This window comes from Nocardia sp. NPDC051052 (genome assembly GCF_044456045.1).
Taxonomy (GTDB): domain Bacteria; phylum Actinomycetota; class Actinomycetes; order Mycobacteriales; family Mycobacteriaceae; genus Nocardia.
The window spans coordinates 648,050-674,940 of record NZ_JBITFL010000003.1 but is presented as its reverse complement, the minus strand read 5'-3'; the positions used below and the strand labels follow the sequence as shown (position 1 = coordinate 674,940).

Here is a 26,891-nt window from a genome sequence, read left to right as displayed (position 1 = left end):
ACCAGCGGTGATGTCCAGCACGAACACCGGCGACGGGGAATCGTCGAGCCCGAAAAATCGGTTGGCTGTTCGGGGTGATGCTGCCACCCTGAAATGTCGGACCCCGGTGCGAACATCACCGAGTGTCCCGCTTCTCGACACCGCCATCCACAGACCGCTAGGGGGAGCTATGTCAGTCGCACTGGACGTCGCAACGGCCGATCCGGAGGCCGACAGACCGGAGCGGCCCGCCGTGTCCGCGCCGGGCCGCCTGCATTCGCTGCGCCGTTTCTGGCCGTACGTGCGCCCGTACCGGCGCGCGCTGCTCGCCGCCACCACGCTCGCGATCCTCTCCTCGCTGACCGCGATCGTCATCCCATTGATCATCGCCAAGATCATCGACGGACCCATCGCGCACCGTGATTTCGCGGGCGTGTTCGCGCCGGTCGCGCTGGTGCTCGTGCTCGGCCTGCTGGAAGCCTTCGGCGTGTGGGGCCGCCGCTGGCTGGTGTCCAAGCCTGCGACCCTGGTCGAGATCACCATGCGCGCCAAGATCTTCCGCAAGTTGCAGTCGCTGGCGATCGGGCGGCACGACTCCTGGGAGTCGGGTCAGCTGCTCTCCCGCGCGGTCGACGACATGGCCACCCTGCGCCGCTTCGTCGCGTTCGCCGGGCCGTTCCTGATCATCCACTTCGTGCTGATCCCGGTCGGGCTGATCGTGCTGCTCGCGTTGAACTGGCAGATCGGGCTGATCTTCGTGATCATCGCGATTCCGTTGACCTACATCTGCGTTCGCTTCGAGCGCGAGTACTCGATCGCGTCGCGGCGATCCCAGGACCAGTCAGGCGACCTGGCCACCACCGCCGAGGAATCGGCGCAGGGCGTGCGCGTGCTGAAAGCGTTCGGCCGCGGTGTGTTCTTCGGCGGCCGGTTCCTCGCGCAGTCGCGCGAACTGCGGCAGACCGAACTGCTGAAGGTGCGTCTCGACGCGCGGCTGTGGTCGGCCATGACCGGCCTGCCGCAACTGGCCATCGCGTTCGCGCTCGGCTACGGCGGCTACGCCGTGGTGCAGGGTTCGATGACGCTCGGCACCCTGGTCGCGGCGATCACGCTGGCCAACTTCCTGCAGTGGCCGATCATCTGGACCGGCTTCCTGCTCGCCGAACTGAACGACGCGCGCACGGCAGGCGATCGGTACTGGGAGATCATCGACACCCCCGTCGACATCGCCGATCCGGCCGATCCGGTGGAGCTGCCGGAGACGGTCGTCGGCGAATTGCGTTTGGAAGGTGTGAAGTTCGCCTTCCCGGATGCGAAAGGGGAGGTGCTGCACGATGTTTCGCTCAAGATCCGACCCGGCGAGACGGTGGCCCTGGTCGGCGCGACCGGTAGCGGAAAGACCGCGCTGCTCAACCTGATACCGCGGCTCTACGACCTGTCCGGCGGCGTGATCACCATCGACGGCATCGACATCGCGACCATGCGACTGGCCGATCTGCGCTCCCTGGTGTCGGTCGCGTTCGAGGAGCCGGTGCTGTTCTCGGCGAGCGTGCGGGAGAACGTCGCGCTCGGCGACCCGTCCGCCACCGACGCCGATGTGCGGCGCGCGCTGGACGTCGCGCAGGCCACCGAGTTCGTGGACAACCTGCCGTGGGGACTGGACACCAGGATCGGCGAGCAGGGCCTCAGCCTGTCCGGCGGCCAGCGCCAGCGGCTCGCGCTGTCCCGCGCCGTGCTGAGTGGCGCGAGCGAGGGCCAGGGGACGGCAGGAGGCGGAGCCGACGGGGTGGGTGAAATCCGCCGCAGCCGGATCATGGTGCTCGACGATCCGTTGTCCGCGCTCGACGTGGAAACCGAAGAGCGGGTGCAGGAACGACTGCGCACCGTGCTGGCCGGCGCGACAACGCTGCTCGTCGCACACCGGCCCTCGACCGCCGCGCTGGCCGACCGGGTCGCGGTGCTGGCCGACGGCCGGATCGTCGCCGAGGGCACGCACGACCAACTGTTGCGCAGCAGCAGTCGATATCGAGAACTGATGGGAGGTGAGCAGCTGTGAGTACCGAAACGGTCGAGTCGAAAGATGTGGTGAAACAAGAGGATTCGTCCGTCCGGCGCGACGAAGCCGCCGACTGGCGCGGCATCGCCAGCGAGGACAAGGAGGTCACCCAGGCCGGAAACCTGGTGCTGGCCGGGCGATCCCGGCGCCTGCTGCTCGACCTGGTCCGCCCGTATCGCAAGCTGGCGGCGCTCGCGCTGGTGCTCATCGTGGTGGACAACGCCGCGATGGTGTCCGCGCCGCTGTTCATCGCGCACGGCCTGGACAACGGCATAGGCGAAGGACGCAAAGACAACTGGACCCCGCTGACCTGGGCGGTCGGCGGGTATTTCACCGCGGTGCTGATCGGCGGGCTCACCACGTTCCTGTTCCTGCGGGTGTCCGGCAAGCTCAGCCAGAGCGTGCTGTTCGACCTGCGGGTGCGCTCGTTCACGCACATGCAGCGGCTCAGCGTCGCCTTCCACGAGAAGTACACCTCGGGCAAGGTCGTCGCGCGCCTCACCGGCGACATCGAGACGCTGCAGGAGCTGCTGGAGGGCGCGCTGAATCAGGCGCTCAGCGCGATCCTCTCGGTGCTGACCATCGCGGTGCTGCTGATCTATCTGGATCTGACGCTGGCCGCGATCGTGCTGATCGGCTTCGTGCCGCTGGTGTTCGTCACCCGCTGGGCGCAGCGCAGGCAGCGGGCGAGTTACCGGCACACCCGCGGCGCGATCGCGAAGGTGGTCGTGCAGTTCGTCGAGTCGATGGGTGGCATGCGCGCGGTGCAGACGTTCCGCCGCGAGCAGCGCAACGAGTCGGTGCTCGCGCACGAGGACAGCGACTATCAGCAGGCGACCACCAAGGCCATGCGCGGCATGGGCGACTACGCGGGACTGAGCAGGCTGCTCGGCAACCTGACCACGGTGGTCATCATCGTGGTCGGCGCTTGGCAGGTGATCGAGGGGCATATCGCGGTCGGTGTACTCGCGGCATACCTGTTGTACCTCAACGAGTTCTACGGTCCGCTCGACGAGCTCGCGCAGGTGTTCAACTCGTATCAGTCCGCGGCCGCGGCGCTGGAGAAGATCTCCGGTGTGCTCGAGGAAGAGCCCTCGGTGGCCGAGCCGACCGACCCGACGCCGGTGGCGAGGGCGAGCGGTGCGGTGTTGATGGATCGGGTGTCGTTCGGTTACGGGGCCGAGCGTCAGGTGCTGCCGGAGTTCTCGCTGGACATCCCGGCGGGACAGGTGGTCGCGCTGGTCGGTGCCACCGGTGCGGGCAAGTCGACGCTGGCCAAGCTGCTGACGCGGTTCTACGACCCGTCGGCGGGCACGGTCAGCCTGGACGGGGTCGATCTGCGCCGGATCTCCGATGCCGACCTGCGCCGCAATGTCGTGATGGTCACCCAGGAGTCCTATCTGTTCTCCGGATCGGTGGCCGACAACATCCGGCTCGGCAGGCCGGACGCCGCCGACGAGGCGGTGTTCGCGGCGGCGCGTGCGGTGGGACTGTACGACTTCGTGCAGGGGCTGCCGGAGGGCTTCGGCACCGATGTGCGCAAGCGCGGCGGCCGGTTGTCCGCCGGTCAGCGGCAGCTGGTCGCGTTTGCCCGGGTTTTCCTGGCCGACCCTGCGGTGATCGTGCTCGACGAGGCCACGTCCAGCCTGGACATCCCGGGTGAGCGGCTGGTGCAGCAGGCACTGGAGACGGTGCTGCGCGATCGGACCGCGGTGATCATCGCCCATCGGCTGTCCACCGTGGCCATCGCCGACCGGGTGCTCGTGCTGGAATCCGGGCGGATTGTGGAGGACGGCACCCCGGCCGAGCTCATCGCGGGCACCGGCCGGTTCGCCAGCCTGCACGCGGCGTGGCGGGAATCCCTGGTGTGATGCGGGCTGGTGTGGTGCGGGCTACAGCTCGATGTCGCTTACGGTAGATACGTGACGACTCCAGCCCCCGAGAGCCAAGCCACTGGCCCAGAGACGCCGCCGGCCTCCCGTTGGCCGGCGATCCTCACCTGGCGCGCGCACAACGCGTCGCGGATGGAGTCGGTCCGCGTGACGCTGAACGGCAATCGCATCCGCGCCGCCGGTCGCATGATCGGCGGCGCGTGCGACGACCACCCGGCGTTCAGCGCGTCCTACGACCTGGTCACCGACGAGAGCGGCGCGACGAAGCGGCTCTCGCTGCGCACCACCACGGCGGCGGGCGAGCGGCACGCGTCCATCGCCAGGGACGAGGAGAACTACTGGCTGGTCGACGCGGGCGGCAGCCACGTGCGTTCCACCTTCGCCGGCGCGCTCGATGTCGACGTGGTGCTCAGCCCGTTCTTCAACACGCTGCCGATCCGCCGCTTCGATCTGCAGCACGCGGTACACGACGTGCAGGTCCCGGTCGTCTACGTGCGGCTGCCCGACCTCTTGGTGCAGGAAGCGAGCCTCACCTACAGCGCGGCCGCCGATGGCATCAGCGTGCTGTCCCCGGTCTCCAGCGCGACGGTCACCGTCGACGCCGACGGTTTCCTGCTCGACTACCCGGGCCTCGCCGAACGCATCTGACAATTCGGTATACCGCGCTCAGTTCAACCGGGTGATAACCCCGCCGCGCTGTCCGGCGGCACGCAAGTTCACCAGCCAATTGTGGTCACCGGCGTGGATATCCGTGATTTCCCATCGGCGCGCGGTTTCGTAGCGTTCCCTGGCATCGTGTCCGGCCTCGATGAGATCGGCCAGGGAATTGTCCGCGCGCAGGCTGTCACGGGCGGCGCCGAGCACCGTGAGCGTTTCCTCCAGGACCGCCAGCAGTGCCGCGGAATTAGGTTCACAAATGGCGCGCACGAGATCGGGGGCGGTGGCCGCGACGCGGGTGCCGTCGCGGAAGGATCCCGCCGCCAGGCCGAGGGCGAGCTCGCCGCCCGCCGCCCCCGCCGAGGCGAGCGCCTCGGCGAGCACGTGCGGCAGATGCGAGATCCGGGCCACCGCGCGGTCGTGCTCGTCCGCGTCCACCGGAACGACCACCGAGCCACAGTCGAGCGCCAGCCGCACCACCCTGGTCCACGCCTCGACATGGGTGCCCTCGTCCACGCCGACCGCCCACACGGCATCGCGGAACAGTTCGGAATCGGTGGCGGCCCACCCGGATTCGGCGGTACCGGCCATCGGGTGCCCGCCGACGTAGCGGGCCGAAAGCCCCTCCTTGCGCACCGCCTCGGCGACCGGCGCCTTCACGCTGACCACATCGGTCAGCGCACAGCGCGGCGCGTAGGTGGTGATCGCGGAAAGCATGTGCCCGACCGCGGGCATCGGCACCGCGACGACAATCAGCGCGTCCGCATCGGCGGCCCGGGTGAGCGCGGCGGACAGGTCCTCGCCCACATCGAAGCCGTCGCTCCGCGCGGCCTCGGCCCCCGCCGCCGAACGGTTGAAACCCCAGGCGTCATACCCGGCGCCGACGGCGGCGCGCAGCAGGGAACCGCCGATCAAGCCGGTTCCGAGGACACAGACGGAGGCTTTCTCAGCAGAAGTCACCTGAACAGATTCGCATACGACTTCAACATTTCGGCTCGGGCAGACTACCGTTGCGGCCATGGCAGCACAGCGCTCGGGCACGAATAGGGCGGCGTCGGATGATTACGACGACGTAGAAGGGTTCGCAGTGGCGGTTGTCCGCGAAGAAGGTAAATGGCGGTGCAGCCCGCTGAGTCCAGCGGCGCTTACGGATTTGACCGCGGCGGAAAACGAACTGAAGGCCTTGCGTAGCTCGGGTGCCGTTTTCGGCCTGCTCGACATCGACGACGAGTTCTTCATCGTGGTCCGGCCCGCGCCGAGCGGCACCCGGATGCTGGTTTCGGACGCGACCGCCGCCATTGATTACGACATCGCCGCGGACGTACTCGACGCCCTGAATGTGGAAATCCCGGACATCGACCCTGACGAACTCGACGACATCGAGCCGTGGGAAGAGGGCGACCTCGGTGTGCTCGCCGATCTGGGTCTGCCCGAGCCGGTGCTGAGCGTCATCCTCGCCGACACCGACCTCTACCCGGACGAGCAGCTCGGCATGATCGCCCAACGACTCGGCTTCGCCGACGAACTATCGGCGGTGCTGGACAAGCTCCCCCGCTGACATGACCCTCCCTTCGGACGCCGACATGGTGCGCGCCGCGATCGCCGCGGCCGCCGAAGCGGACCCCCGCGACGTTCCCGTCGGTGCCGTCGTATTCGACTCCACCGGAAGGGAACTCGCGCGCGCGGCCAACGCCCGCGAGGCCCTCGGCGACCCCACCGCCCACGCCGAGATCCTGGCCCTGCGCCGCGCCGCCCACCTCCACGGCGACGGCTGGCGCCTAGAGGGCGCCACCCTAGCCGTCACCCTAGAGCCCTGCACCATGTGCGCAGGAGCCCTAGTCCTATCCCGAATCTCCCGCCTAGTCTTCGGCGCCTGGGAACCCAAAACCGGCGCCGTAGGCTCCCTCTGGGACGTAGTCCGAGACCGCCGCCTGAACCACCGCCCCCAAGTCCACGGCGGCATCCTAGAACCCGACTGCGCCGCCCTCCTCAACACCTTCTTCCACACTCACCGCGGCCCCACCTGACGCACGGTTCACCCCTCTCGACGCACGCTGCAACACACGTCACGTGCACCTTCAGTGCGTCAAGTCACACCACTACCCGTACTGCCCAGCCGATTTAGTGATCGGGGGTCGGTCCGGTATGGTTGTCGGCGGTGGCGTGTCCGAGCGGCCTAAGGAGCACGCCTCGAAAGCGTGTGAGGGGTAACCCCCCTCCGAGGGTTCAAATCCCTCCGCCACCGCCAAAGCCCTTCACTCAGGTGAGGGGCTTTTTCTTTGCTCGGGCATCGGCCTGGTTTGTTCAGATTTCCTTGCCGGATCTTCGAATAGGAGAGTTGGCTCAGCGAGGATGTCCCGGCCTGTTTCGCTCTTGTAGATCTCGTCCACGCTGCCGAACCTGGCTTCCGCGTAGCCCATACCCAACCGTTCGGCCGCGAGACGCACAGCAGTCTCGCTCGGGCCCTCGATCTCTAGAAATGTCGGTAGACCAGGCCAGGTATCCAGGTCGAACACCACGTCTCCGAATTGCCACTCCTCGCGGTAGTTCTCCTGGTATCGGACCTGCCGAAGGCCGAGCTTGACCAGGATTTCGGCCATGGCGTGCAGGTCTCCCACGGTGGTTTCGATTTCGGTGGTGCCGTCGATGGTGGTGGCGTCGGTGACCTGCTTGAGTGTCAGCGTGGAGCGCGACCCTTCGTCGCGCAGGCGGACCCACGCACCACGAGTCAGTGAATCGTTCTCGAATATCTTGCGGGTCAACAGCGTTCGCGAGAACGACTGGATCGCGCCGAGTTCCGTGAGCTTGGCGCGCAGGCCTTCGACGTCTACCGCCAGAAATTTCGCCTCGTACTCATGTTTCATTGCTGCTGTATCCGCCTTCGAGTTGGTTCTTCGGATCTCGCCTTGCGATGAGCAATCCCATGCGATGGGTGTGGTCGTCCAACTGGCCCACATGGGCACGCTCGGTGAACGCGTCGGTGTGCAACGTCAATTGCACCTCCCAACCGTTCGTGAAGTAGCGGGACAGTCGGTCGGGTGCGGTGTAGTGCTCGATCGAGTGGCGACGCGGTTCGACCGGCATCATGAACTCCGCACCGAACAGCCCTCCCCGTCGAACGAGCCGCTGCATCCGGCCGACGAACTCACTCAGAGGTCTTCGGTGATTCACGCTGTAGTGCCACGAGCAGCTTGTCCATACCGCGTCGACGGTGGTCTCCGCGGATTCGACTTCGAGGAAGTCCGCACACACGATACGAACTCGATGATGGAGATTGGCCTCTTTCAGCCGCTCCACCAAACCAGGGACGTAGGTAATGCCTGACACCGGCAGTAGGGCTTCGCCGCCGTTCAGCGCAACCGAGTCCTTCTCGATGGCGACAACGCGGTACCCGGCTGCGGCTAGCGGGAGTACGAACTTGCCGTCGCTGGCACCGACCACGGCCACGGTCGCGCCCGGCCGGCACTCTTCATTGAGGGCGCGCACGAACTGAGGGAAAAACGTCAAGGTCCGCTCCCACAGGCTAGCGGTAGGCATGGTCGACCCCAATTGCGTTCAGGTCCTGGATCGCTCTGACGACCTGTTCGGGTCGTCGTCCGCCGGTCTCGATCTGATGGACAGGGAACTGAAGGTAGGCGTCGGCAAGGCGGTCGGCGTTCTGTTCGCCGATGGTGTCCCATCTCGTAGCTGGTTTACCGCGCGCGGCCATACGCTTCCGCCGTTCGTGTGGCTCGCACACCAAAGGACGCCGACCGGAAGTGGGCCGTGTCGAGGTCGGCGCGCTGGGCGGTAGCCCCTCCCCCAGGGTCGAAGCGCTGGCGGTTGGCATAGAGCGTGCCAATTCGTACGGGTTCCGAAGTTTTCTGCCAGGGAGAGAGAAACCTCCTGACTGCCGCAGGTGAGTCAGGGGCGGGGTATCAATTTTAGGGTGGCTCTCCGGTGCCTGCTTCGGCGTAGCGCTACGGTCGACCTTGTGAGCCGTACTCAGTGGACGATCCACGGTGAGAACGTGGTGGACGAGAACCGACATATCAAGCTCTCTACCGTCGACATCGAGTTGCCCGACGGAGTGAAGTTCACTCAGTACGTCGCAAGAATGCCTCGCTGCGCAATGACATTGGTACTCAACGACAAGCGGGAAGCCCTGCTGATGTACCGGCACCGGTTCATCATCGACCGGTGGGTGTGGGAGCTTCCTGGCGGCTACGTCGACCATGCCGAGGACGTCGCCGTCGCAGCGGCACGCGAGGTTGAGGAGGAAACCGGGTGGCGGCCGAATTCCATGGAGCATCTGGTCACCTACCAGCCTTCGATCGGCACCCTGGATCAGCCGCAAGAGATTTACCTCGCACGAGGCGCGAACCTGACCGATACGCCGCCGGACATAAACGAAGCCGAAGACATCCGTTGGATTCCGCTAGGGGAAGCGGTCGAGATGATCGAGCGTGGCGAAATCGTTGGCGCTGCAACGGTTGTCGCGCTATATCGGGCGCTCAGTCTGCCCGCGTAGTGATGGTGATTACCTGGCGTCGGAAGTGGTCGACGTCGGGCAGATCGGTGTATGCCGCGAGGCGGTGGCGTACGTCGCGAAGGTAGGCGTGGGTCCGGTGAGACTCCAGTCCGCCCACGATGTCGAGTGCTTCGGTGCCGATGCGTGCTGCCTCGTGTGGATCCTCGTCGGCGAGGGCCGACGCCAATAGGCACAGGTTGAATGCGCGCCCGCGAAGGTAGCCGTCGGTCATGTTCAGTGATTGCTCCGCGAACTGCGCTGCCCTCGCGTAGTCGCCCAAGTCGCGGAAGCAGTGGGCCGTCTTCGCCGACAGATATGCGCTGTCGAAGTAGTCGAGCCAGCCCGGGTGCGACGAGTCGGCACGGCTGTATGCCCGCTCGGCAGCGTTGAGAGAAGCGGCGCACGATGCGCTATCAGCGCGGGCCGCGTGGCCATGAGCTTCGACCATGTGGCATCCGGACTCCAGAGCCGCCAATCCTGCACCGCGAGCGGCGATCTGCGCCGCGCGTGCGAGATCGATGGCGTCGCCTGGACGGCCAACATAGGTGGCCTGGTGGCTCATCGCGGCGAGAATTTCCGCGCCTAGCCCCACGTCCCCCGCTGCTCGGGACATTCGAAGGGCTTGGATCAGGTACCGCTGAGCGAGGCCGTGTTCCTCGAGGTCATAGGCCGCCCATCCCGCGAGTTTCGTCAGTTCGGCGGTGGTCGCGAACAACTGGCGTCCGACCGGTTCGTTGTAGCTGCCGTGTAGGAGCGGCGCGACGGAGCTGTGGAGGTAGTGGACGATTGTCGAGCGGACCTTGCCACCTCCGACACGGTTGTCCAGATCGCGGAATGCCTTGGTCATCGTGCGTACCGCGTCGACATCGGTTTGCCCGACACGGCGGAATCCAGCGGAGACAGGATGTTCCGGGCCAGGCAAGGTAAGCCACCGCATCGACGCAGCCGGGTACACCGCTACCGCATACGAGGCTCCCACCAGGAACCGCCTGCGCTCCACATCGCTCCTCCACAATGCGATCGCAGCGGCTGTAGCCTCTGCGATGCTCAATGAGAACTCCAGCCCAAGATCAGCCGGGGTTTGCCCGCCGGACATCCCACAGTCCGACGGAACTACCCGCCGGCCTAGAACTTCCGTCAGAACCTCGGCGATCAACTCCGGTCCAGGTGAGTTCGGCTGCTCACCCGCCACCCACCGGCCGACCGCCGTGTGGTCGTAGCGAAGTTCCACACCTACGGCACGCCCACGTTCAACTACCCGGCGGGCGAGACCTTTTCGGCTGAGCTTGGGCCGGGTTTCCTCGAGCAGCTCGACCAATTGCCTGTTCGGCTGTTTGGGCTGGCGTCCCATAACCAGGAGTGTGCGCCTGTATCGCTGCCGACGCCATGATCTGGCAGCTGTGCGCACCCCCCGTGCACACACTTGCCTGCTACGCGCGCCTTACGAGCGGCATCGGATCAGAGGTCCCCTTAGATCGACACCCGACGCCGGGCCGATGCCGTTGTCCTCATCGGCGCGCCGACCAGCAGTGAGCCGCCAGTCGGTGGCGAAAGCCCTCGGCGTCGGGTGCCACCAACAGCATCGGACACGGCAGGGGTGAAGCGATGGGGTTCAACTGGTGGCGGGTATCCGCGCTCGACGGCCCGTCTGTGCAAGAGATCGTGGATCGCGTGCAGGCAGAATGGCGAGCCGAGCGCCGACGCCACCAGGCTAAGAATGACCATCCCGCCGACGCCGGGCTGTGGCCGAAGGGCTGGCCGCATGAGGCACCCGACCGACCTCTGAGCGTGCCCGAAGCGCACGCCACGATGCAGCGGCATCGCGAGTGTCGCGCCGACGAATGCCCGCGTAAGGCGGCTGCGCGACGAACGTTAATCGACGCTGGGTGCATGAAGCCGGACGCATCACGGGAGTACTGAGCGGCGCCGGCCGTTCGGGGAACAGAGGGAAAATCATGCACCACAACATGTCTCGAATCGGCACGCTTGCCGCTGCTGTTGCTGTCACCGTGATTGCCGGAACCGCATCGGCCGATGCCGCCCCAACGTCTGTAAGGGCGGCGAAGGCGTGCGATTTCAGGACCGCATTCAGCAAGCCGACATTGCTGCACCCGGTGATCTCCGCCGACGCGGCAGCGAAATGCGACGTGCCACCGGAAAGCCACACGCTGGAACTGAGTTTGGATCATGTCAACGCTGGACGCTGGGTACGCTGGGCGCTCACCGTGGATTCCGGGGTTCCCTATCCCGCCGAACGCAGGTATCAGGTGAGCGCGGAGTGCGAGACCGGCGATTGGCGGACCACGGTGCGTGTCTACGGCTCGCTGCAAGGTCGCCCGTTCGACTTCACCGAGAATGGGGATACCCGCCGAGTTACTGCCGCCGAATGTCCGAGAGGATGAGCCATGCCGATGTTCAACGGTAGGTACGCCGAGTATCCCGATCCGGGTCTCTGGCATCGTGTGTGGTTCTGGGGGCCAGTCAGGATGCGCAACGCACTGTGGCGATTGCGTATCCGCTTGCGTGGCCCGGAATCCACCAGTGCCCCGCAACCTCCGCCCGTTGATCGCGAACGGGGCGTGTAGGGCGTCCCCGCGACCGACTGCGGCCCGGCATCTCCTCTCAAAGTGCTGGGGCTGCGGGTTTCTGGGCACAGAATGGGCACAACCGGGCACGAATTGCCGTGATTCGGTGTGAATGCCAACCATGTGTTTTTGCAGGTAGAGCCGATTCTAGACCCTTGACCAGTAGTGCGGAAAGGGTTCAAATCCCTCCGCCACCGCCAAAGCCCTTCACCTGTTAGTCCAGGTGGGGGCTTTTTCCCCACAGAACGTGCGATTCTCCGCCGTGCCCACATTTTGTCTACTCGGATGGTGCGTAGGCCTTGTCTATAGGGTTGGCAAGCTTGTCGAGACCGTTGTCGAACAGATCCGCGTAGGTGTTTAGCGCGTCCTTCGCGTCCTTGTGGGCGAGGAGGCGAGCGAGCGCGAGCACGTTCGCACCCGCCACTACCTCCGTTGCCGATGCGGCAAAGACGTTGGTGCGGTTGCGCATCCAGCACCGAGCGGGAGCGTCGAGGGAGCTGCTGGATCCTGCCCACAATTCTGTGGGCGCGACCCCGTGCGGTGTAGCGTCCGGATGCGTGACGCGTTTCTGGGTTCGTGACGTTGCCGTTGGGGTGGCCGATCTACGACTCCGAATGGGGACCCGAATACGGCGGCACTCAGATCGACTGCGTTTCCCCGTCAATTCCTAGGAGACACCATGCGACACCGCAAAATGCTCGTTCGGATGCCGATCATCGGAGCGTTCGTTGCCGCAGTACTGCTTTCGTCCGGCGCCACCGCGAGCGCGGCGGGGCCTTACGGCGCTCAGCTGGCGAACACACCTACCGCTTGCCGTGACTTTCCCCTTCCTGCCGAGATCAACGGCAACGCGCAGAGCCGCCCGGATCTCGGTCCGCTGGGCACCGTCGGCATTTGGTACGGCTTCCAGCACCGCGCCTTCATCTACACCCCGTGCACGGTGACCATCACCGCACATTGGACCAACCTCGACACCGGTGACACCGGCGCCGTGGACGTTCCGCTCAGTGGCGGTTGGGGTTTCGCCCTGCCCGCGAACTCCGGCGCCATCGGCCGGGCCACCTTCTTCACCGGAGTCGGCCGCGTCAGCATCACCACGACAACGGATATGCCACACCAGGTGATGCCCGCGGCCGAGTTCTACGCCGGCTGACCCACCGCACTCTCGAACGTGACCGGCCAGCGGCCGACGCCGTCACGGCGCGTTCACATCCCCACCGCCGAAGCCCCTCACCCAGCTGAGGGGCTTTTGGTTTCTGAGAGCGTCCTGGTCGAGCTTCGGGGCACGAATCAAGGGCAGCGGTTAGGCCTTCACTGGCTGTGCGGGCTCGTCTCGGGTTTTCTTCGTGCGCGTCATTGTGTTGGAGGTCATGGTCACTCCATTCTCGACCAGCTGAGGCGGCAAGGCTCGGTATTGCTCAGGCCGTACATGTGCGCGGTCGGGAGGCGTTTGTTGTTCACTATCCCGTTCTCACACAGGAACTTCCGGTGTAGAGGCCAGTACCTGAGACGTTGATGGTGGTGGACTTCGTCGAAGTGTATTGCCCCGGCACGCTTTGGATAGCGGTGATGTTTTGCGGTCCGCTTCGGGTGGGGGTCCAGGTGGTGGTGACGGTGTTGTTGGCGGGGTGCGGGACGGGGTCGCCGGGGAGGCGTTCGCCGTTGCCGGGGATGGCCCCGCCGGAGAGCCAGAAGAAGACCGAGCCGGGATCGGCGGACAAATCGGTGACCGTGGCGGTGACTCGGTAGTGGCAGCCGGTCACGATGCCTTCGGAACCCGCGGTGACGCTGACGTCGGTCATCTCGGCGTTGGCCGGTGGACAGGTCAGCGAGGCGGTGACGGTTACGGCCGCTAGGGCCGCCGCGCTCGCTGCGGCTCGAGAGTGGGACCTGCTCATCGTGCTGACCTCCCTGACTGGAATTTCACGATCGCCTCGCCGTTGCGGCTTACCCAGTCCAGCAGACCGTGCAATCGTTCCGCTACTTCCATACCCATCGGGGTCAGTGAGTAGGTGACCTTCGGCGGCGTGGTGGGTTCCACGGTGCGTTCGGTGAGTCCGTAGTCGGTGAAGCTGCGCAGGTTCTGCGACAGCATCTTCTCGCTGATGCCGCCGACGTGATCGCGCAGCACGTAGAACCGCATCGGCCCGTCCCGCAGGGCGGCCAGGATCAGCACGCCCCAGCGGCTGGTGAGCTTGTCGAGGATGGTGCGGCCGGGGCAGTCGCTGTCGAATATTGCCTGCCGCACGGTGTCGGGCGAGCCGTTGGCCAGAGAACCTACCTTCACACCCAGAGCTTACTTCGAGGTACGGCCTTACCAAAGGTTAGTCACTTTCGTATGGTGAGCTCATGACTCGAACAAACAAGGTGCTGGTGATCGGGGCGACCGGTCACGTTGGCGGACAGGTTGTTTCGCAACTCGCGGCGAGTGGGACAGCGGTGCGCGCGTTCGCTCGCAAACCCGAGGCGGCTTCGTTCCCGGCCGGTGTCGAGGTCGTACCCGGCGATCTGACCGCACCGGAAACGTTGGTCCCCGCGCTCGACGGTGTGGACGCCGTCTACCTGACGTGGCCGATGTTGTCCGCGGACAAAGCGATTCAGGTGGTCGACGTAATCGCGGAGCACGCGCGCCGCCTCGTCCTGCTGTCTTCCGGCGCGGTCCGCGATGACCTCGAGGAACAGAGCAATCCGATCGGTAAGGCACACGCGGCCATCGAAAGGCCGATCAGGAACTCCGGACTGGAGTGGACCTTCTTGCGCCCCTACGGTTTTGCGACCAACACGCTGGAGTGGGCGCCGCAGATCCGCGCGGGCAATGTCGTGCGCGGCGCGTACGGAGCCGCGTCGATGACCTTGCTGCACGAGGCGGACATCGCGGCGGTCGCGGTGCGTGCACTGACCACTGACGCGCACATCGGTGCCCGTTACGAGCTGACCGGACCAGCTCCGCTGAGCAGGATCGAACAGGTAGCGGCCATCGGCGCGGCACTCGGTCGCCCACTGGTCTGGGAGGAACTCACCCGGGTACAGGCCAGACAGCAGATGGATTGGCTACCAGCGGAATTCGCCGACTTCGTGCTCGACGGCCTTGCCGCGATGGTCGACACGCCAGGACAGCCGACATCGACGGTTCAAGAGGTCACGGGATCGCCCGCCCGCGGCTACGCGCAGTGGGCCGCCGATCACGCCGCCGATTTCGCCTGACAGCTATCCGATACGCAGGCAGGAACTTCCGGTATCGAGCCCGCTGCCGACCACGTCGACGGTGATGAACTTAGATGACGTGTACCGGCCCGGCTCGCTCTGCATGCCGATCAGGTTCTGCGAACCGATCCGGGTCGGCGTCCAGCTGGCGGTGACGGTGTTGTTCTCCGGATGATGCACGGCCTCGCCCGGGATCCGCTCCCCATCGCCGGGGATCACGCCGCCGGCGAGCAGGAAGAACACCGAGCCGGGCGGAATCATCGAATCGGTGACCGCCGCCGTCACCGTGTAGCGGCAACCGGTCAACAGCCCTTCGGGTCCAGCGGCGACGCTGACGGATGCCACGTCGGCGTTCGCCGGTGGGCCGATCATGGTGACGGCCGCGACGATCGCGGTACCTACCACGGTTCGAGAGAAAGACCTGCTCATCGTGCTACCTCCTGGAAGGTCGGCATGCGGGCGAGCTGGTAAGAGCGTAATCGCTGGCATGACCTGGTAACCGGCAGTCGTGCGGAATCGTGCGCCGACCCGGGCCGCTATCCGCCCGTCGGCCGCAAGACCACGGTGTGCCGGTCCAGATCGACCCCGAAGGGCGGCGCGCCCTCCGCATCCTCGTCCCGCAACATCGACACCGACTCGCGGTGATCGAGCTCCATCCGCTTGGTCGAATAGAACAGCGCCGTGAATTCATCGGTGAAGGTGCCCGACACCGGCGTCCGCCGGCGCTTGCGCCGTCTGCCGATGCTCAACTCGTACACCGCGACGAGCATCAGCAAGATGATCCAGCCCGGGATCCACCATTGCAGTACCGACGCCATGCCTGTTCAACGATCCGGCGGCAGCGAGTGTTCCCGATCACAGCGCGGCAGACGGTCGTCGAGCCGGCGAGCAATAGTTCGGTCGCAACGGATATTTCGGGCGATCGGGGGTATACGCCGGATAGCTAAATGCGGGAAGGACGTGGTGGCCCATGCGCCGTCGTGCAGTCCGCTCGAGACCGATGAGCGAGAGAAACATGAGAATCGGAAGCCTTATTGTCTTGGTCTGGTTGCTGATCGGCGTTGTCGCCGCAGCTCAGCGGGACTACTTCGACAGCGGACCGGTGAACTGCGCCGGGTTCGGCACCATCGCCGTCACAGTGATCGCGGGCCCGCTCAACTACATGGGCGTGAATCCCAAGGTCGCCGATTGCAATGTGCCGCAACCAAGTCAGTAATCAACGAAACCGGTGACCGCGTAACGCGCACCGGCCCAACCCATTCGGTGGCCTCGCGCCCGGCAGCGTGCGCGAGGTCCGCCGTCTGCGGGCGGCACGCAGGCAATCTCGTCGCGTTCGGCGCGTCGCGTTGGACACCACATAATGAGGGTCGCTCAGCAGACGCCGATGAATGAGGCAGCATGCGACTTGGAAGCCTGATTGTCGTGCTCTGGCTGGTGGTCGGCGTGATCGCCGCAGGCCAGCGCCACTACTTCGACGGTGGCCCGATCAATTGCGCCGGATTCGGTAATACCGCGCTCACCGTGCTGGCCGGACCGCTCAACTACCTCGGCGTCAACCCGAAGGTCACCGACTGCAACGTTCCGCAGCCGAGTCAGTAGGGGATAATCCGTGCTCAGCCGGGTATTCCTTGGCGGGGAGCACGGAAAGGGAGCGATCACATGCGCGACCAAGAGATTCGAAACCGCGGTTTCCGCGGCCGAGCAGTGCGCCATACCGGTACCAGGCTGTTCAGCACGCTGCTGCTCATCTGGTTGGCCGTCGGCATGATCGCCGCGGGTCAGCGGCACTATTTCGACAGCAGCCCGACGAACTGCGCGGGTTGGGGCACGATCGCCGTCACGGCGCTCGCCGGTCCGCTCAACTACCTGGGGATGAACCCGAAGATCGACGACTGCACCTTGCCGCAGCCGAGCCAGTAAAAAACGCCCCCACCCGGAACCGAGTGGGGGCGAAGTCTCGGCATCAGCCGACGTCGGCGGGCAACTTCGCACCCCCCGGCGTCGGCTGTCCGCGCAACGCGAACAGCTTGGCACCCTCCACATCGATGTCCGGCACGATCTTGTCCAGCCACTTCGGCATCCACCACGCCCACTTGCCCATGAGCGCGAGCAGCGACGGAATCAACACCATGCGCACCAGGAAGGCGTCGAACAGCACGCCTGCCGCCAGCGCGAAACCCATCATCTTCGCGGTGACATCGGTCTCCAGCAGGAACGAGCCGAACACCGAGATCATGATGACCGCCGCGGAGGTAACCACCCGGGCCCCGTGGTGATAACCGCTGATCATCGCCTCCTTCGGCGGTTTACCGTGCACGTATTCCTCGCGCATCCTGGTCACCAGGAACACCTGGTAGTCCATCGCGAGGCCGAATACCAACCCGACCAGCATGATCGGCAGGAAGCTCACGATCGCCCGTGGATCCTGGATCAGGCCGAGCTTGCCCTCCTGGAAGATCAGCACCGTCGCACCGAAGGTGGCCGCCATCGACAGCAGGAAGCCGAGCGCGGCGGTGAGCGGCACCAGGATGGATCGGAAGACCAGGATCAGCAGGATGAACGCGGCACCCGCGACGATCGCCATGTACGGCACGATCTTGCCGAGCAGCACGTGGTCGATGTCGGCATAGATGGCGGTGGTGCCGGTGATGCCGTATTTCATCCCGTACTGCGTGTCGAGCCGTCCTTCGGCGGCGCGGGCGTCATGGACCAGGTCTTTGGTGGACTGGTCGTTCGGGCCCGACTTCGGCACCCCGTTGATCAGCGCGCCGAGCCCGTCCTGGCTCAGGCGTGGCTCGGTCACGTAGTCCATGTCCGAGGAGGCCGCGAGCTCGTCATGCAGCGAATTCAGCGCCGCGGTGCGTTTCTCCGCGGGCACATTCGCGAGATCGACCGCGACCTGGAGGACGCCGTTGCTGCCTTCGCCGAACCCGGCCGTGCGCAGCTCGTAGGCCTTCCGGACGGTGGACGTCTTCGGCATGCTGTCCTCGCCGGGCAGCCCCAGGTTCATATTCGTCGCGGGCAGGGCGAGCAACCCGAGCACCACGACGCTGAGGATCAGTGCGACGGCGGGCGCCTTGCCGATGGCCTGGGCGAAGCGCATGCCATTGGTGACCGAGTCGTCGTCCTCGGGGTCGTGCTGGGCGATGATCGGCAGCTTCGGCTTGAACAGGAATCGTCCGAACGCGCCGAGCAGCGCCGGCATCAGCGTGATCGCGGTGAGCACCGCGAACGCCGCGGCGATCGCGCCGCCGAGACCCATGAAGGTGAGGAATCGAACGCCGACGATGCTCAACCCGACCAGCGCGATGATGACGGTGAGACCCGCGAACACCACCGCCGAGCCCGCCGTCCCGAGCGCGGTGCCCGCCGCCTCGTCCGGCGAATCCTGTACCGCCAGTTCATGTTTGTATCGCGAGACGATGAACAACGCGTAGTCGATGGACAACGCGATCCCGATCATCGACGCCAGGAACGTGGTGAAGCTGGGGATAGAAAGGAACGAGGTGCCGAGGAAGATCAGCGCGGTAGCCGCGCTGAGCCCGACGACCGCGGTGATGATCGGCACAAAGGCGGCGACGATGGCGCCGAACGCCACAATCATCACGATCAGCGCGACGCCCATACCGATCATCTCGGACTTACCGCTCGGCGCCTGCTGTTCCATCGCGATGGTGCCGCTGAGCTCGACCGTCAACCCCGCGCCGCGCGCCTGGTCGGCCACGTCATAGGCGGCCTTGCGGCTCTCCGCGGTGACGTCGGTGAAGTTCTTGATGCCGAACGGCACGCTGAAGAACGCGACGGTGTCCCGCTCGGTCTTGTTGAGCACGTTAAGCGGTGCGCCGCTGCACTTCGAGGCGTCCGGCTCGGCAACGAGGCAACCCATCTGCTCGGTGGCCGTGATCGGGTTCGGGATCGGCTTGCTGTGATCGACGATGCCGAGCTGGTTCAGCTTGTCGATCAGCGCGTCGATCGCCTGCCGGTTGACCGGGTCGGTCAGCCGCTGCCCCGCGGGCGCGCCGATCACGTAGGTCCCGGTGACCGCGTCGAATTTGAACCCCTCGGACATGCCGGGGAAGTGTTGGTCGAGGATCTGCGTCGCGCGCTCCGACGGCAGGTTCGGCATGCTGAAGTCATCGCTCATCGGCTCCTTGAGCTGGGTGCCGAGCACGCCGAGGGCCAGGAAACCGACGATCCAGATGGGCAGCACTATCCACTTGTGGCGGAAGGCGAACTTGCCCCATCGGTATAGATACACGGACACAGGGTTCTCCTCGCGGTGATCGAGTCGGGCCGGATCGAGCGACGGAACGCCCGCGGGCCGACTGCGCCCGCCGGGGAACTACCGAGCTGGAGAGGTCGAACTTCTTCTGAGTCTGCTGCGGACGGGACACAAGATCAAGAACCGAGCGCGGAAACAACTCGGCCCCGCACCCGAAAATCGGGTGCGGGGCCGAGTGCGTGGCGGCGATCAGCTCACGCCGACCGGCACCTTCGCCGTTACCGCCGACCGCTGCCGCAGTTCACGCAGCTTCGCGCCCTCGACGTCGATATCGGGCACGATCCGGTCCAGCCACTTGGGCATCCACCAGGCCCACTTGCCCATCAGCACGAGCAGCGACGGGATCAGCACCATCCGGACGATGAACGCGTCGAACAGCACACCGGCGGCCAGCGCGAAGCCGAACGACTTGGCCGTCACGTCGGTCTCCAGCAGGAACGAGCCGAACACCGAGATCATGATGATCGCCGCCGAGGTCACCACGCGGGCACCGTGGTGATAACCGGCGACAACCGCTTCCTTCGGTGACTTGCCGTTGACGAACTCCTCGCGCATCCGGGTCACCAGGAACACCTGGTAATCCATCGCGAGGCCGAACACCAAGCCGATCAACATGATCGGCAGGAAGCTGATCAGCGGATGCGGATCCTCGATCAGCCCGAACTTGCCCTGCTGGAAGATCAGCACCGTCGCGCCGAACGTCGCGCCCATGGACAGCAGGAAGCCGAGCGCCGCGGTCAACGGCACCAGGATCGAGCGGAACACCAGGATCAGCAGCACGAACGCGGCACCGGCGACGATCGCCAGGTACGGCACGATCTTGCCGAGCAGCACGTTGTCCACGTCGGCATAGATGGCGGTGCTTCCGGTGATGCCGTATGCCATGCCGAACTCGGCCTGCAGCTGGCCTTCGGCGTCGCGGGCGTCCTTGACCAGGTCCTTGGTGGCCTGGTTGTTCGGGCCCGACTTCGGCACGCCGTCGAGCAGCACGCCCTGCTTGTCCTCGCTCCACTTCGGCTCGGTCACGTAGTCCATGCCGGGGTAGCCGGAGAGCTTGTCGCGCAACGCCTTGACCGCGTTGTCCCGGTTCTCCACCGGTACCTTGGACAGGTCGGCCGCCACGTTCAACACGCCGTTGCTGCCCTCACCGAAACCCTCGGTGCGCAGTTCGTAAGCCTTGCGAATGGTGGAGGTCTTGGGCTGGCTGTCGTCGCCGGGCAGGCCGAGGTTCAGTCCGGCCGCGGGCGCGGCGAGCGCGCCGAGCACCAGCACGCTCAGTCCGAGGGCAAGCCAGGGCGCCTTGCCGATCAACCGGCCGAAGCGCATGCCGTTGGTGACCGAGTCGTCGTCCTCCGGATCGTGCTTGGCGACCAGCGGCAGCTTCGGCTTGAACAGGAACCGTCCGAACGCACCGATCAGCGCGGGCATCAGCGTGATCGCGGTGAGCACCGCGAACGCCGCGGCGATCGCGCCACCGAGACCCATGAAGGTCATGAACTGCACGCCGACGATGCTGAGCCCGCCGAGCGCGATGATCACCGTCAGGCCGGCGAACACCACCGCGGAGCCGGCCGTGCCGAGCGCGGTGCCTGCCGCTTCCTCCGGTGAATCCTGTACCGCCAGTTCATGTTTGTATCGCGAGACGATGAACAGCGCGTAGTCGATGGACAACGCGATACCGATCATCGAGGCGAGGAAGGTGGTGAAGCTGGGCACCTCGATCACCGAGGTACCGAGGAAGATCAGCGAGGTGGCCGCGCCGAGGCCGATGATCGCGGTGAGGATCGGCACGAAGGCGGCGACGATCGCGCCGAACGCCACCACCATCACGATCAGCGCGACGCCCATCCCGATCATCTCGGACTTACCGCTCGGCGCCTGCTGCTTCATCGCGATCGAGCCGCTCATCTCGACGGTGAGCCCGGCATTGCGCGCGTCGGCCGCTACCGCGTAGGCGGCGTCGCGTTCCTTGTCGGTGACGTCGGTGAACTTCTTGATGGTGAACGGCACGTTCAGCACGGCCACCGAGTCGGGCACGGTCTTGCTGAGCACGTTGAGCGGTGCGCCACTGCACTTGCCGGGATCCGGGTCGGCCAGGCAGCCCATCTTCTCGGCGGCGGCGACCGGGTTCATGATCGGCTTGCTGTGGTCGACGATGTCGAGTTCACCGAGCTTGGCGATGAACGCGTCGACAGCGGTGCGGTTCGCCGGGTCGGTGAGCTTTTGGCCCGCCGGTGCGGCGATCACGTAGGTGCCGGTGACGGCGTCGAACTTGAAGGCGGCGGACGCGCCGGGAAAGTGCTTGTCGAGAATGTCGTTGGCGCGCGCGGACGGCAGGTCCGGCATGCTGAAGTCGTTGGTCATCGGCTTCTTGAGCTGCCCGCCCAGGCCGACCAGGATCACTAAGAGGACAAGCCAGACGGGGAGCACTATCCATTTTCTTCGGAAAGCGAACTTTCCCCATCTATACAGATAAACGGACACGAAGGTTCTCCTAGCGATGCTGGGGGGCGTGCTGATTCAGGCCGGTGACAGCACTCGCGGGGTGCCCTGCTTGTCCCCGCCTCCACGTGACGCTTTCTGCCTACCGTGCGGTAGGTAGACTATTCGAGGCCTAAGTGGAGGTGCAACCTCTGTTTCGCCGACTTCGTTAGCTCGGCGCACGAATGGTGAGAGGATCATCCGATGACCGCGCGTTCCACCCCCGGCGGCGTCGCCGCTGGTCGAGGCACGAAATCCGCGATCCGCGACGCCGCGGTGAAGCTATTCGGCGACAAAGGATTCGAGCAGACGAGCCTGCGCGAGGTCGCGGATGCGGTAGGAATCACAAAGGCATCGCTCTACTATCACTACGCCTCGAAGCTCGATCTGCTGCACGCGATTATTGATCCGATCATCGACCACCTGCGCTCGGTGGTGGTCGATCTCGACCAGGCCTCGCACGACGCGGACGGCATTCGGGATGTGCTGCGAAACTACCTGCGCGGCATGGTGCACCACCGTGCCGCGGGCGCGCTGGTGCTGCGCGACACCGTGACGATCGTCAACGCGATGGCCGACCGGCACCCCGACCTCGTCGACGACGACCAGACCCTGCGCGAATGGCTGGCCGGACCGGACGCCACCGATGAGGCGAAGCTTCGGGCCGGCGCGGCGCTCGCGATGCTCGGCGTCGCGCTGATGTCCCGAGAATTCGCGCCGGGCGCCGACGACGCGCTGGTGGAGACCACGCTGCTCGATGCGGCGACCTGCGTGCTCAACCCGCGTGGCAGCGCGTAGATTGCAGCTACTCGGACGGACCAACCGGAAAACGCCAGGAGACGCTGTGCACATCACCGCGAAGGTCGACTACGCGGTGCGGACGTTGCTCGAGATCGCCCGCGCGCCGCAGCTGAACCAGGCCGCGCCCGGCCCCGTCGTGCAGGCCGCGCCGGTGGTGAAGGCCGAGGCGATCGCAACGGCCCAGCGAATCCCGCCGAAGGTGCTGGAGACGGTGCTCGGCGACCTGCGCAGGGCCGGTCTGGTGATCAGCAGGCGCGGTCCCGACGGCGGCTACTGGCTGGCCCGCCCGGCCACCGAGATCTCTGTCGCCGACGTGATCAGGGCCATCGAGGGTCCGCTCGCCTCGGTGCGCGGCGAACGCCCGGAGGACGTGACCTATCAGGGCGCGGCCGAATCGCTGCAGCGTGTCTGGATCGCCTTGCGCGTGAATATCCGTGCGGTACTGGAGAATGTTTCGATCGACGACGTCGCCAACAATCGGCTACCCGAGTTCGTCGACGCGCTCACGAATGATCCGGGCGCATGGGCGCGTAGAGAGCGCCCGCTGAATTAGGCCCCGCTGAATCAGACATATCACCCGCTGAATCAGATGCCAGGGCCACCGAATTGGACGCCAGGCGCGGGTAAGCGCCTCGACGGAGGGCATTTATGCAGGTCAGAAATGTTTGCGACGCACGTCACTGTTCGCCGGTATTCTGCGATTCATCATGCTGATTCGACTTCTGCGCACCTATCTGTACCCCTACCGCGCCCAGTTGGCGGGGGTCGTTGTGCTGCAGTTGATCTCGGTGATCGCGATGCTGTATCTGCCGAGTCTCAACGCCGATCTCATCGACAACGGCGTCACCAAGGGCAATATCGGATATATCTGGAGCACCGGTCTACGCATGCTCGCGGTCACCGGCGTGCAGATCCTCGCCTCGGGCAGCTCGGTGTATCTCGGCGCGCAGGCGGCGATGAGCGCGGGCCGCGATATGCGGGGCGCACTGCTGCACCGGGTCGGCACGTTCTCCGCGCGCGAGGTCGGCATGTTCGGCGCGCCGTCGCTGATCACCCGCAATACCAATGACATTCAGCAGGTTCAGCTGCTCATCGCGATGTCCGCGACCATCCTGGTGATGGCGCCGATCATGTGCATCGGTGGCATCATCATGGCGCTGCGCGAGGATCTCGGCCTGTCCTGGCTGCTGCTCATCGCGGTGCCGGTGCTCGGGCTGTCGATGGGGTGGATCATCAGCCGGATGGTGCCCGGTTTCCGGGACATGCAGACCAGGATCGATGAGGTCAACCGGGTGCTGCGCGAGCAGATCACCGGCATCCGCGTGGTCCGCGCGTTTGTCCGGGAACGCCAGGAGACGTGGCGCTTCGGCGTCGCCAACACGGAGCTGACCGACACCGCGTTGCGGGTCGGCAGGCTGATGGCGCTGATGTTCCCGCTGGTCATGCTGATCAGCAATATCACCGCGGTGGCGGTGATCTGGTTCGGCGGCCACGCGGTCGACGCGGGCACCATGCAGATCGGCTCGCTCACCGCGATGCTGTCCTACATCATGCAGATCCTGATGGCCGTGATGATGGCCTCGTTCCTGGCCATGATGGCGCCGCGCGCCGCGGTCTCGGCCGACCGGATCGGGGAGGTGCTGGAGACCGAGTCCTCGGTCGTGCCGCCGCCGCTGCCGCAGCCGTTCAAGGGCGACCCGGCCGATGTCGACTTCCAGTTCGCCGAGTTCGCCTACCCCGGCGCGGAGAAGCCGGTGCTCAAAGCCATTCGGTTCGAGGTGAAGCCGGGCACGACCACCGCGATCGTCGGTTCCACCGGTTCGGGCAAGACCACCCTGCTCAACCTCATTCCGCGGCTGATGGATGTCACCGACGGCGCCGTCTACCTCGGCGGCACCGATGTCCGGCACATCGACCTCGAGTTGCTGCGCGAACAGATCGGGCTCATCCCGCAGAAGGCGTACCTGTTCTCCGGGACGGTCGCCAGCAATCTGCGCTACGGCAATCCCGACGCCACCGACGAGGAACTGTGGCGCGCACTGGAGATCGCGCAGGCCGACGACTTCGTCCGAGAGATGGCGCAGGGCTTGGAGACTCCGGTCGCCCAGGGCGGCACCACCGTCTCGGGCGGCCAGCGCCAGCGGCTCGCCATCGCCCGGGCATTGGTGAAGCAGCCGAGGGTCTACCTGTTCGACGACTCGTTCTCCGCGCTCGACCAGGCGACCGACGCCAGGTTGCGCGACGCGCTGCGGCCCGTCACCAGGGATGCCTCGGTAATCATTGTGGCGCAACGGATTACGACGATCCGCGACGCCGACCAGATCGTGGTGCTCGAGGACGGCGAAATGGCCGGAATCGGCACGCACGAACAATTGCTGCGCGACTGCAAGGAATACCAGGAAATCGTGTCATCCCAGCTGAGCGCGGAGGAGGTGCGATGAGGCCAGGAATGCCGGCCCCCGGTGCGCCGGATGCCAAGGCGAAGTCGTTCGGCCCGTCGCTGAAGCGGCTGCTGCGCAGGCTCGCGCCGGAAAAGAAGTTCGTCTGGCTCGTCGTGCTGCTCGCCATCACCTCGGTGGTGCTGAACACGCTCGGCCCGTACATGCTCGGCAAGGCGACCAACCTCGTCTTCGACGGCGTGGTCGGCAAGCAGCTGAAATTCCCGCCGGGGACCACCAAGGATCAGGCGGTCGAGTACCTGCGGTCCAAGGGCGACAGCACCTTTGCCGACATGCTCAGCGCCATGAACGTCACCCCCGGCGTCGGCATCGACTTCACCGCCGTCGGCCATGTGCTCATGCTGGTGCTCGCGCTCTACATCGGCGCGTCGGTGTTCGGCTGGCTGCAGGCCTTCCTGCTCAACATGGTGATCAACCGGACGGTCAAGCGGCTGCGCGGCGAAATCGAGGACAAGATCCATCGACTTCCGTTGCGCTACTTCGATTCCCAGCCGCGCGGCGACGTGCTGAGCCGGGTCACCAACGACGTCGACAACGTGTCGCAGAGCCTGCAGCAGACGATGAGTCAGCTGATCGTCTCGGTGTTCACGGTGATCGGCATCCTGGTGATGATGTTCTGGATCTCGCCGTTGCTGGCGCTGATCGCCCTGCTCACCGTGCCCGCCGCGATCACCGTCACCGCGCTGATCGCGAAACGCTCCAAGCCGCACTTCGTGGACCAGTGGAAAAACACCGGTCTGGTGAACGCGCAGGTCGAGGAGGCCTACACCGGGCACGAGATCGTCACCGCGTTCGGCCGCAACCGCGAGGTCGGCGCCGAGTTCGACAAGCGCAACGAGGAGCTCTACCAGTCGAGCTTCAAGGCGCAGTTCATCTCCGGGCTGATCATGCCGGCCATCATGTTCCTCGGGAACGTGAACTTCGTGCTGGTGGCGCTGGTCGGCGGCCTGCGGGTGGCGACGGGTCAGCTCTCGCTCGGCGAGGTGCAGGCGTTCATCCAGTACTCGCGTCAGTTCAGCCAGCCGCTCACCCAGATCGGCGCGATGGCCAACCTGCTGCAGTCCGGCGTCGCCTCGGCCGAGCGGATCTTCGAGATCCTCGACGCCGAGGAGCAGAGCCCGGACCCCATCGCGGCCGATACCCGCCCGGTCGACCGCGGCGAGGTCGAGTTCGAGGGCATCTCCTTCCGCTACGAGGAGGAGAAGCCGGTGATCGAGCGGCTGTCGCTGATCGCCGAGCCGGGCCACGTGGTCGCCATCGTCGGTCCCACCGGCGCGGGCAAGACCACGCTGGTGAATCTGCTGATGCGGTTCTACGAGCTGGACTCCGGCGCCATCACCATCGACGGTGTCGACATCACCCGGATCACCCGCGACAACCTGCGCTCCCGCATCGGCATGGTGCTGCAGGACACCTGGTTGTTCAAGGGCACCATCCGGGAGAACATTGCCTACGGCAATCCGAACGCGAGCGAGGAAGACATCCTCGAGGCCGCGCGGGCCGCGTACGTGGACCGGTTCGTGCACGCGCTGCCCGACGGCTACGACACCGTCATCGACGAGGAGGGCTCCGGCGTCAGCGCCGGCGAGAAGCAGCTGATCACCATCGCCAGGGCGTTCCTGGCGAAGCCGTCCATCCTGATCCTGGACGAGGCGACCAGCTCGGTGGACACCCGCACCGAACTGCTGGTGCAGCACGCGACCGCGGCCCTGCGCCGCGACCGCACCAGCTTCGTCATCGCGCATCGCCTGTCCACCATCCGCGACGCCGACCTGATCGTCGTGATGGAGCAGGGCCGCATCGTCGAGCACGGCACCCACGAACGCCTGCTCGAGGAACGCGGCGCCTACTACCGCCTGTACAACGCACAGTTCGCGGCGGCATCGGCCGACGTCTAGCGTTCGATCAAGGGCCGCTTCGCCGTTCACCTCGGCGCGGCGGCCCTTGTCGTATCTTGCCGACCACCGCCTTCGCCCGGGGCGTTC

General features: G+C 65.8%; 27 protein-coding genes and 1 tRNA gene. 17 read left to right on the top strand and 11 right to left on the bottom strand.

The features are described from left to right. Positions 1-169: 169 nt before the first annotated feature. From ACIBCN_RS13440 to ACIBCN_RS13430, 3 genes are read left to right on the top strand one after another with little or no spacing between them, the layout of a single operon-like run. Entirely contained in the window at positions 170-2,035 is a 1,866-nt protein-coding gene (locus ACIBCN_RS13440; protein ID WP_396991765.1) for an ABC transporter ATP-binding protein, read from the top strand. Next, positions 2,032-3,906: an ABC transporter ATP-binding protein gene (locus ACIBCN_RS13435; protein ID WP_396991764.1), complete on the top strand. Its 1,875-nt coding sequence runs from the start codon at positions 2,032-2,034 to the stop codon at positions 3,904-3,906. The genes ACIBCN_RS13440 and ACIBCN_RS13435 overlap by 4 nt, the downstream gene beginning before the upstream one ends. A 51-nt stretch (positions 3,907-3,957) precedes the next feature. Then, positions 3,958-4,575, top strand: a complete 618-nt coding sequence (locus ACIBCN_RS13430; RefSeq protein ID WP_396991763.1) for a putative glycolipid-binding domain-containing protein — start codon at positions 3,958-3,960, stop codon at positions 4,573-4,575. An 18-nt stretch (positions 4,576-4,593) separates the two neighbouring features. On the opposite strand, the gene ACIBCN_RS13425 is transcribed toward ACIBCN_RS13430, so the two are convergent. After that, entirely contained in the window at positions 4,594-5,544 is a 951-nt protein-coding gene (locus ACIBCN_RS13425) for a prephenate dehydrogenase (RefSeq protein WP_396991762.1), read from the bottom strand. Between the two features lie 58 nt (positions 5,545-5,602). Here ACIBCN_RS13425 and ACIBCN_RS13420 point away from each other — a divergent pair, with 58 nt between their 5' ends. From ACIBCN_RS13420 to ACIBCN_RS13410, 3 genes are all read left to right on the top strand, one after another. Then, entirely contained in the window at positions 5,603-6,142 is a 540-nt protein-coding gene (locus ACIBCN_RS13420; RefSeq protein WP_396991761.1) for a tRNA adenosine deaminase-associated protein, read from the top strand. A 1-nt stretch (position 6,143) separates the two neighbouring features. Beyond that, positions 6,144-6,611 (top strand): nucleoside deaminase, encoded by a 468-nt coding sequence (locus ACIBCN_RS13415; protein WP_396991760.1) that lies wholly within the window; start codon positions 6,144-6,146, stop codon positions 6,609-6,611. Positions 6,612-6,741: 130 nt separating this feature from the next. Beyond that, positions 6,742-6,832: transfer RNA gene (locus ACIBCN_RS13410), tRNA-Ser, on the top strand. A 7-nt stretch (positions 6,833-6,839) separates the two neighbouring features. Here the strand turns inward: ACIBCN_RS13410 and ACIBCN_RS13405 are convergent. Further along, positions 6,840-7,541, bottom strand: coding sequence for a class IV adenylate cyclase (locus ACIBCN_RS13405; RefSeq protein WP_396991759.1), 702 nt, complete (start codon positions 7,539-7,541; stop codon positions 6,840-6,842). Then, positions 7,438-8,121 carry a class I SAM-dependent methyltransferase gene (locus ACIBCN_RS13400; protein WP_396991758.1) on the bottom strand — a complete coding sequence of 228 codons (684 nt, stop codon included), beginning with the start codon at positions 8,119-8,121 and terminating at the stop codon, positions 7,438-7,440. The genes ACIBCN_RS13405 and ACIBCN_RS13400 overlap by 104 nt, the downstream gene beginning before the upstream one ends. 436 nt (positions 8,122-8,557) lie before the next feature. Here ACIBCN_RS13400 and ACIBCN_RS13395 point away from each other — a divergent pair, with 436 nt between their 5' ends. Beyond that, positions 8,558-9,094, top strand: a complete 537-nt coding sequence (locus tag ACIBCN_RS13395) for an NUDIX hydrolase (protein ID WP_396991757.1) — start codon at positions 8,558-8,560, stop codon at positions 9,092-9,094. Here the strand turns inward: ACIBCN_RS13395 and ACIBCN_RS13390 are convergent. Next, a complete protein-coding gene (locus tag ACIBCN_RS13390) occupies positions 9,078-10,445 on the bottom strand; it encodes a hypothetical protein (protein ID WP_396991756.1) in 1,368 nt (455 codons plus the stop codon). The genes ACIBCN_RS13395 and ACIBCN_RS13390 overlap by 17 nt on opposite strands. Before the next feature lie 535 nt (positions 10,446-10,980). Here ACIBCN_RS13390 and ACIBCN_RS13385 point away from each other — a divergent pair. Next, positions 10,981-11,496 (top strand): hypothetical protein, encoded by a 516-nt coding sequence (locus ACIBCN_RS13385; RefSeq protein WP_396991755.1) that lies wholly within the window; start codon positions 10,981-10,983, stop codon positions 11,494-11,496. Between the two features lie 460 nt (positions 11,497-11,956). On the opposite strand, the gene ACIBCN_RS13380 is transcribed toward ACIBCN_RS13385, so the two are convergent. Further along, on the bottom strand, positions 11,957-12,148 hold the full coding sequence (locus tag ACIBCN_RS13380; protein WP_396991754.1) for an integrase: 192 nt from the start codon (positions 12,146-12,148) through the stop codon (positions 11,957-11,959). Between the two features lie 210 nt (positions 12,149-12,358). Here ACIBCN_RS13380 and ACIBCN_RS13375 point away from each other — a divergent pair, with 210 nt between their 5' ends. Beyond that, positions 12,359-12,832, top strand: coding sequence for a hypothetical protein (locus ACIBCN_RS13375; protein ID WP_396991753.1), 474 nt, complete (start codon positions 12,359-12,361; stop codon positions 12,830-12,832). 307 nt (positions 12,833-13,139) lie between these two features. On the opposite strand, the gene ACIBCN_RS13370 is transcribed toward ACIBCN_RS13375, so the two are convergent. Together ACIBCN_RS13370 and ACIBCN_RS13365 are read right to left on the bottom strand one after the other, a co-directional pair. Beyond that, on the bottom strand, positions 13,140-13,577 hold the full coding sequence (locus ACIBCN_RS13370) for a hypothetical protein (protein WP_396991752.1): 438 nt from the start codon (positions 13,575-13,577) through the stop codon (positions 13,140-13,142). Beyond that, on the bottom strand, positions 13,574-13,966 hold the full coding sequence (locus ACIBCN_RS13365; RefSeq protein WP_396991751.1) for a winged helix-turn-helix transcriptional regulator: 393 nt from the start codon (positions 13,964-13,966) through the stop codon (positions 13,574-13,576). The genes ACIBCN_RS13370 and ACIBCN_RS13365 overlap by 4 nt, the downstream gene beginning before the upstream one ends. Positions 13,967-14,028: 62 nt before the next feature. On the opposite strand from ACIBCN_RS13365, the gene ACIBCN_RS13360 reads away from it, so the two are divergent. Beyond that, positions 14,029-14,883 (top strand): SDR family oxidoreductase, encoded by an 855-nt coding sequence (locus ACIBCN_RS13360; protein ID WP_396991750.1) that lies wholly within the window; start codon positions 14,029-14,031, stop codon positions 14,881-14,883. 3 nt (positions 14,884-14,886) lie between these two features. On the opposite strand, the gene ACIBCN_RS13355 is transcribed toward ACIBCN_RS13360, so the two are convergent. Next, positions 14,887-15,312: a hypothetical protein gene (locus ACIBCN_RS13355; protein ID WP_396991749.1), complete on the bottom strand. Its 426-nt coding sequence runs from the start codon at positions 15,310-15,312 to the stop codon at positions 14,887-14,889. Between the two features lie 107 nt (positions 15,313-15,419). Next, positions 15,420-15,701: a DUF6191 domain-containing protein gene (locus ACIBCN_RS13350; protein WP_396991748.1), complete on the bottom strand. Its 282-nt coding sequence runs from the start codon at positions 15,699-15,701 to the stop codon at positions 15,420-15,422. A gap of 197 nt (positions 15,702-15,898) precedes the next feature. Here ACIBCN_RS13350 and ACIBCN_RS13345 point away from each other — a divergent pair, with 197 nt between their 5' ends. The 3 genes from ACIBCN_RS13345 (at position 15,899) to ACIBCN_RS13335 (ending at position 16,803) form a co-directional block, all read left to right on the top strand. Continuing rightward, complete coding sequence (locus ACIBCN_RS13345; RefSeq protein ID WP_396991747.1) at positions 15,899-16,099, top strand: hypothetical protein; 201 nt, start codon at positions 15,899-15,901, stop codon at positions 16,097-16,099. Positions 16,100-16,281: 182 nt separating this feature from the next. Beyond that, a complete protein-coding gene (locus ACIBCN_RS13340; RefSeq protein ID WP_396991746.1) occupies positions 16,282-16,482 on the top strand; it encodes a hypothetical protein in 201 nt (66 codons plus the stop codon). 60 nt (positions 16,483-16,542) lie between these two features. Next, a complete protein-coding gene (locus tag ACIBCN_RS13335) occupies positions 16,543-16,803 on the top strand; it encodes a hypothetical protein (protein WP_396991745.1) in 261 nt (86 codons plus the stop codon). 43 nt (positions 16,804-16,846) lie between these two features. Here ACIBCN_RS13335 and ACIBCN_RS13330 read toward each other — a convergent pair whose 3' ends face one another. Both ACIBCN_RS13330 and ACIBCN_RS13325 read right to left on the bottom strand, forming a co-directional pair. Next, positions 16,847-19,147 (bottom strand): MMPL family transporter, encoded by a 2,301-nt coding sequence (locus ACIBCN_RS13330; protein ID WP_396991744.1) that lies wholly within the window; start codon positions 19,145-19,147, stop codon positions 16,847-16,849. 207 nt (positions 19,148-19,354) lie between these two features. Next, positions 19,355-21,649, bottom strand: a complete 2,295-nt coding sequence (locus tag ACIBCN_RS13325; protein ID WP_396991743.1) for an MMPL family transporter — start codon at positions 21,647-21,649, stop codon at positions 19,355-19,357. 201 nt (positions 21,650-21,850) lie between these two features. Here ACIBCN_RS13325 and ACIBCN_RS13320 point away from each other — a divergent pair, with 201 nt between their 5' ends. The 4 genes from ACIBCN_RS13320 to ACIBCN_RS13305 all read left to right on the top strand — a co-directional run bounded on the left by ACIBCN_RS13320 (position 21,851) and on the right by ACIBCN_RS13305 (position 26,804). Continuing rightward, positions 21,851-22,444 carry a TetR/AcrR family transcriptional regulator gene (locus tag ACIBCN_RS13320; protein ID WP_396991742.1) on the top strand — a complete coding sequence of 198 codons (594 nt, stop codon included), beginning with the start codon at positions 21,851-21,853 and terminating at the stop codon, positions 22,442-22,444. Between the two features lie 46 nt (positions 22,445-22,490). Further along, positions 22,491-23,000 carry an RrF2 family transcriptional regulator gene (locus tag ACIBCN_RS13315; protein ID WP_396991741.1) on the top strand — a complete coding sequence of 170 codons (510 nt, stop codon included), beginning with the start codon at positions 22,491-22,493 and terminating at the stop codon, positions 22,998-23,000. Positions 23,001-23,154: 154 nt separating this feature from the next. Next, positions 23,155-24,888, top strand: coding sequence for an ABC transporter ATP-binding protein (locus ACIBCN_RS13310; RefSeq protein WP_396991740.1), 1,734 nt, complete (start codon positions 23,155-23,157; stop codon positions 24,886-24,888). Beyond that, the gene (locus tag ACIBCN_RS13305; protein ID WP_396991739.1) at positions 24,885-26,804 is read left to right on the top strand and encodes an ABC transporter ATP-binding protein; all 1,920 of its coding nucleotides are present in this window, start codon (positions 24,885-24,887) and stop codon (positions 26,802-26,804) included. Before ACIBCN_RS13310 ends, ACIBCN_RS13305 begins: the two co-directional genes overlap by 4 nt. Positions 26,805-26,891: the final 87 nt, after the last annotated feature.

What these genes read in the sequence shown, in the direction of transcription:
- ACIBCN_RS13440 (WP_396991765.1), top strand. Translation starts at nt 170, where the DNA reads ATGTCAGTCGCACTGGACGTCGCAACGGCCGATCCGGAGGCCGACAGA.
- ACIBCN_RS13420 (WP_396991761.1), top strand. Translation starts at nt 5,603, where the DNA reads ATGGCAGCACAGCGCTCGGGCACGAATAGGGCGGCGTCGGATGATTAC.
- ACIBCN_RS13415 (WP_396991760.1), top strand. Translation starts at nt 6,144, where the DNA reads ATGACCCTCCCTTCGGACGCCGACATGGTGCGCGCCGCGATCGCCGCG.
- ACIBCN_RS13405 (WP_396991759.1), bottom strand. Translation starts at nt 7,541, where the DNA reads ATGTGGGCCAGTTGGACGACCACACCCATCGCATGGGATTGCTCATCG.
- ACIBCN_RS13400 (WP_396991758.1), bottom strand. Translation starts at nt 8,121, where the DNA reads ATGCCTACCGCTAGCCTGTGGGAGCGGACCTTGACGTTTTTCCCTCAG.
- ACIBCN_RS13390 (WP_396991756.1), bottom strand. Translation starts at nt 10,445, where the DNA reads ATGGGACGCCAGCCCAAACAGCCGAACAGGCAATTGGTCGAGCTGCTC.
- ACIBCN_RS13380 (WP_396991754.1), bottom strand. Translation starts at nt 12,148, where the DNA reads ATGCGCAACCGCACCAACGTCTTTGCCGCATCGGCAACGGAGGTAGTG.
- ACIBCN_RS13375 (WP_396991753.1), top strand. Translation starts at nt 12,359, where the DNA reads ATGCGACACCGCAAAATGCTCGTTCGGATGCCGATCATCGGAGCGTTC.
- ACIBCN_RS13370 (WP_396991752.1), bottom strand. Translation starts at nt 13,577, where the DNA reads ATGAGCAGGTCCCACTCTCGAGCCGCAGCGAGCGCGGCGGCCCTAGCG.
- ACIBCN_RS13360 (WP_396991750.1), top strand. Translation starts at nt 14,029, where the DNA reads ATGACTCGAACAAACAAGGTGCTGGTGATCGGGGCGACCGGTCACGTT.
- ACIBCN_RS13355 (WP_396991749.1), bottom strand. Translation starts at nt 15,312, where the DNA reads ATGAGCAGGTCTTTCTCTCGAACCGTGGTAGGTACCGCGATCGTCGCG.
- ACIBCN_RS13350 (WP_396991748.1), bottom strand. Translation starts at nt 15,701, where the DNA reads ATGGCGTCGGTACTGCAATGGTGGATCCCGGGCTGGATCATCTTGCTG.
- ACIBCN_RS13345 (WP_396991747.1), top strand. Translation starts at nt 15,899, where the DNA reads ATGAGAATCGGAAGCCTTATTGTCTTGGTCTGGTTGCTGATCGGCGTT.
- ACIBCN_RS13340 (WP_396991746.1), top strand. Translation starts at nt 16,282, where the DNA reads ATGCGACTTGGAAGCCTGATTGTCGTGCTCTGGCTGGTGGTCGGCGTG.
- ACIBCN_RS13335 (WP_396991745.1), top strand. Translation starts at nt 16,543, where the DNA reads ATGCGCGACCAAGAGATTCGAAACCGCGGTTTCCGCGGCCGAGCAGTG.
- ACIBCN_RS13320 (WP_396991742.1), top strand. Translation starts at nt 21,851, where the DNA reads ATGACCGCGCGTTCCACCCCCGGCGGCGTCGCCGCTGGTCGAGGCACG.
- ACIBCN_RS13310 (WP_396991740.1), top strand. Translation starts at nt 23,155, where the DNA reads ATGCTGATTCGACTTCTGCGCACCTATCTGTACCCCTACCGCGCCCAG.
- ACIBCN_RS13305 (WP_396991739.1), top strand. Translation starts at nt 24,885, where the DNA reads ATGAGGCCAGGAATGCCGGCCCCCGGTGCGCCGGATGCCAAGGCGAAG.